The sequence below is a fragment of the Roseisolibacter sp. H3M3-2 genome, from assembly GCF_029211165.1.
Lineage (GTDB): Bacteria > Gemmatimonadota > Gemmatimonadetes > Gemmatimonadales > Gemmatimonadaceae > Roseisolibacter.
In genome coordinates, this window is the sequence record NZ_JARGEK010000800.1 from 1 (window position 1) to 541 (window position 541).

A 541-nucleotide genomic window follows, 5' to 3' on the forward strand; every position below is an offset into this window, starting at 1 on the left:
CCGGCGGCGGGGGCGCTGGTGGTCGCCGCGCTCGGGTGGACGGCGGCCCGCCCCGCCGCGCCGCCGCCGCGCGCGGCGCGCTTCGACATCCCGGCGCTCGGCGCGCTGCCGTTCGGGAGCGAGCCGCGCCTCGCGGACGACGGCGGCGCGCTGGTGTACGTCGCGCTCACCCCCGAGGGGCGGCGCGCGGTGTTCGTGCGCCCGCTCGACTCGCTGCGCGCGCGGCCGGTGCCCGGCACCGACGGCGCGGTGAACGTGCAGCCGTCGCCCGACGGGCGGTGGCTCGCCTTCAACACGCTCGACGACGAGCTGCGGCGCGTCCCCACCGCCGGCGGGACGCCGCAGGCGCTCGGCCGCGGCTTCCGCTACGCGCGCGTGGCCTGGCGCGACGACGCGCTGCTGACCGAGGCGTACGGGCGCCCCGGCGACGGGCTGGTGCTCCTCCCCGCGGCCGGCGGCGCGCCGCGCGCGGTCACGCGGCTGGCGCGCGGCGAGTCGCGGCACCTCGCGCCGGTGGCCGCGCCGTCGGCGGGGCTCGTGG

1 pseudogene is annotated in these 541 nt (G+C 82.8%); it reads left to right on the top strand.

Annotated elements, in window-relative coordinates:
* A pseudogene (locus PYV61_RS26485) lies at nucleotides 1-541 on the top strand (hypothetical protein); the annotation flags it as partial.